The sequence below is a fragment of the Pseudomonas sp. ICMP 561 genome, from assembly GCF_002699985.1.
Lineage (GTDB): Bacteria > Pseudomonadota > Gammaproteobacteria > Pseudomonadales > Pseudomonadaceae > Aquipseudomonas > Aquipseudomonas quasicaspiana.
On the sequence record NZ_LKBT01000037.1, the window covers coordinates 1 to 3535 of the forward strand.

Annotated in this window: 4 protein-coding genes and 1 pseudogene; 3 read left to right on the top strand and 2 right to left on the bottom strand. The window is 56.7% G+C overall.

Annotated elements, in window-relative coordinates; genetic code table 11:
• Positions 1–588: pseudogene (locus AO242_RS21905) on the bottom strand (type VI secretion system Vgr family protein); the annotation flags it as partial.
• Between the two features lie 259 nt (positions 589–847).
• Here AO242_RS21905 and AO242_RS21910 point away from each other — a divergent pair.
• Genes AO242_RS21910 through AO242_RS21920 form a run of 3 tightly spaced genes read left to right on the top strand, consistent with a single transcriptional unit; the run spans position 848 to position 3113 of the window.
• A complete protein-coding gene (locus AO242_RS21910; RefSeq protein WP_099270358.1) occupies positions 848–1282 on the top strand; it encodes a DcrB-related protein in 435 nt (144 codons plus the stop codon).
• A 23-nt stretch (positions 1283–1305) separates the two neighbouring features.
• Entirely contained in the window at positions 1306–2583 is a 1278-nt protein-coding gene (locus AO242_RS21915; protein WP_099270359.1) for a PAAR domain-containing protein, read from the top strand.
• Complete coding sequence (locus AO242_RS21920) at positions 2580–3113, top strand: hypothetical protein (RefSeq protein WP_099270360.1); 534 nt, start codon at positions 2580–2582, stop codon at positions 3111–3113. Before AO242_RS21915 ends, AO242_RS21920 begins: the two co-directional genes overlap by 4 nt.
• A gap of 14 nt (positions 3114–3127) precedes the next feature.
• Here AO242_RS21920 and AO242_RS21925 read toward each other — a convergent pair.
• Positions 3128–3535, bottom strand: a 408-nt coding sequence (locus AO242_RS21925; protein WP_441343364.1) for a bacteriophage T4 gp5 trimerisation domain-containing protein, incomplete at its 5' end; no start/stop codon positions are given.

The window sequence follows — 3535 nt, forward strand, 5'->3', positions numbered from 1 at the left end:
CATCAGGCGGGAAATACGGCACCGAGGCATAACCCGGTGCGTTTTGATGTGCGCCATAAGCATCGGCAAGCACCAGCACGTGGCGGTCTTTTTCATGGCGGAAGAAGTAATAAATACCTTCCTGTTCCATCAGGCGACTGACGAAGTCGAAGCTGCTTTCGCGGTACTGGACGCAGTACTCCCACTCCCGATAGGGGCGGCTNCCAGGTCGCGAAAGACCTGCTTGATGATCTGCGGGATGGTCTGGTTCTGGAAAATCCGGCAATCGGACGTCCGTGTCAGCAGCCACAGCCAAGGGCGCAACGTGACCTGATAGCTGGCGAACTGGCCCTGGCCGACCTCCTGACTGCAACGCGCAACAATCCCGTGAAAGTAGCGCTGGCTGCCGTCATCCAGGCGCAGCGACAGGCTCATGGGTTTGCCCAGCAACTGGTTGAGGTCGATGGCGCCATCAGACGAGGTCAGTTCAAGGTTGTAGTCGAAGGGGCGACCCAGTTCATCCGCGCCAGCCAGGGTTTTCAGCAACAGGACGTCGGCCCCGAGAGGGCTGCTGATTTTGGTCAGGCGTGTGGCTTGGGTGAGCTGCATGGGGCTGGTCCGTAAGAACTCCGGGGGGATAGTATCGCGGCGATTACTGTCTTTGCGTAGCCCTAACGGTGGTATTTGGTTCATGCGTCCAAGGGCCGGTTTATCAATCGAATGACCATGCGGCTTTCACTTCATGAGCGCTCGGATGAGAACCGTGCCACGGTCAGCAGAACCATAGGCCGTCGACACCTTGAAAGTTCGTCGACATTACGTGAAGCTTTGCCGCTCCCGCCCTCTACCATGGAAAGTGGACCGCCCCATGACGCTATACCGATTGCAGGAAGCTGACCTGGACATCCCTGATAACTGGCAGGATCAAAGCATCAATATTTTCAAGCTGCCAGCTGTAGGCACTGCGAAAGAAGCCAGCTTTGTTATCAGCCGTGACCCTAGCCAGGGCGACGCGCTGTTTGCTGATTACATCGAGGCTCAACTGTCGAGCGCTGAACAGCAGCTACCCGGTTTCAAACTCATCAAGCGTTGGGATTTCGTTCTACATGCCCATGCTGCAACACTCCTCGATTACAGTTGGCAACGCGAAGGTCGTGAGTTGATGCTCCGCCAGGTGTTTGTCGAACGTAAACCCGCCGTGCTGATTACAACACTGACGACGACCGTGGATGACCTCATCCATCATGAACCCGCCTGGAAACAGGCTATGCAATCCATGATGCCTTTACCCCCGGCTGTTTAATCCACTCAAGAACTTTTCAGCGCATGGATGCACAAGCAGCAGCTCGTTTAGGCGACGAAATAGCCCACGGTTTTGGTGTCGCGGCCATGATCGGTGGGGCAGTTATTGGCGCGATGGTGGGTGCTGCAGTCATCGCCGCAACCGTCGCTACCGGTGGCGTAGCCCTGGCGATCATGGCTGGCTCTGTGGCTGCGGGTGGGCTATCGATGTTCCAGATCGTCAAAGGTCTGAGTACGATCTTCAATTTGCCCGAACCCGCCACAGGAACGCTCATAAGGGGCAGTTTCAACGTCTACATAAACGACCGCGAGGCAATGCGGGCAGGTGAGGATGCGTCTTCATCATGCAGCGGCTTCCCGGCCAACCATCCCTACTGGCCATTCCCCGTACTGATCGCTGAAGGGAGCGCCACTGTCTATATCAACGGCAAACCCGCCGCCCGGCTGCACAGCAAAATGGTCTGCGGTGCCCACATCAAAAGCGGTAGCGACGACACCTTTATTGGCGGCCCCACAATCGCGGTTGCGTTCGTCCTCGATATTGAAGGCTGGATGCATACCGGCCTTGAAGCGCTGGGTCTGCTGGCCGCCGGAGGCGGTTTGGTGTTGGCGGCAATGGCCGGCTGGGCTGCGCTCGGCACTGCGCTGCTGATTGGTGGCGCGACCATGGGCGGCATGGCGTTGCTGGGCGAACTCGGTGATCGGCTAGGGCCAGGCTACCGAGACTTGCTGCAGGGTGTGGCGGGTATGGCAATGCTGGGCCTAAGCCCGAAAATGGCAAGGCTCGGCAAGGACCCACGTTACCTGCCTGGCCGGACTGAACAAGAAATCATGAGCATGCCGAAAGGCAGCCGACCACCGCCTCACGAGTATCTAGAGAAGTCTTACATAGACGCACACCTGCAAAAATTCGAGGAAGGCGGCAGCTTTCTGTTTACAGAGACTGAGGTCGTCACTTCAAGCCGCGACGGATTCAACCCGAGTAAATTCGTCATGGCTAAATCCGACATGGAAGGCGCGGTGGCGGCTTACAAAAAGAGCGGTGATGTGTCAGTGCTGGAGTCCGCACTGGGGTACGAGCCCGGATCGCTAGTAGGCGAAAAAATATATATGGTGAACCTCGATGCCCCAAAAGTCCTGATGCCAACCGGCAACGAGGGTGGTGTTAACAATCTGTGGCGACCGGGCGGCGTGACCCATCCAGGCGGAATGCGCGAGGGCGTACTGGACAAGGTGCCCATCTATCACGGCAATAACCCTGACGTGGTAATGGCCACGCAAAAAGCAGTGAGAATCCAATGACCTACGACCCAAACAATGTTCTTGCTCTGGCATTGGCCAACGACGAACTCGACAAGTTCCTGGTGGGCGAGCCGTTTTACTTTCTCGAAACCAAGGACGAAAACGACGAACCGCAGAACGTCCCCGTCGCCTTCAAATTGCTGATCCTGCCTTATTGGCGCGAAATCGGCGATCCGGATTTTCCGGAGCAATTCGTTCAGGCTTTGCTAAAAATGCTGAGGACCTACCCTGACCGAAACCGCGCCATCTATATGGCCCAAAGATGGTTGTTGTGTTACCGGTACTTCCTGAGCGAGAAGCACTCGGAGCCGACAGGTTTATATGCCGGGCTATTTGAAATTGACATGAGCCCTGTAGCCACAGAGCTCAAAGCACAGATGGAAGCTAACAAGACAGAGCTAATGGCGGACACCCGATGGGCCGGTGAACCATCGAGCAGTCAGAACGGGCTATGGGACCCGATGGTTCGCACGGCTTTGAGAATACTTCACCAGTTTGGCGGACCGGACCAGGTGCCATCCAATATCTGAATGCACCCCTGGTTTCACGCGCCTGGCTTCTTCGGAAAAAAAGCAGCAACCAATGAATCAATCGTGCCCTTGATGCCTTTGCCTTTGGCATCCAGGGCCGTTGCGCCTCCGGAGTTCAGGTCCAGTCGCCCGCCGGTGTCGATGTCACCCTTGCCACTGGCGTAGAGTTTGAATGCAGTACCGGAGATGTTGATCTCGCCGCTGGCGTTCATTTCCAGCACGCTCTGACCGCACACCAGACGAATTTGCGCGCCGGCCTCGATCAAGTACTGGGTACTGACGCTGTCGCTCTTGGTGCCGCCAACCTGCAGGACGTCATTACACTGCACCGCCCGAACGCGATCCGCACCAATCGTCACCGTCTCGTTATTCCCCACACTCTTATTCCGGTCATGCCCCACCGAGTGACTTTCGTCCACTTC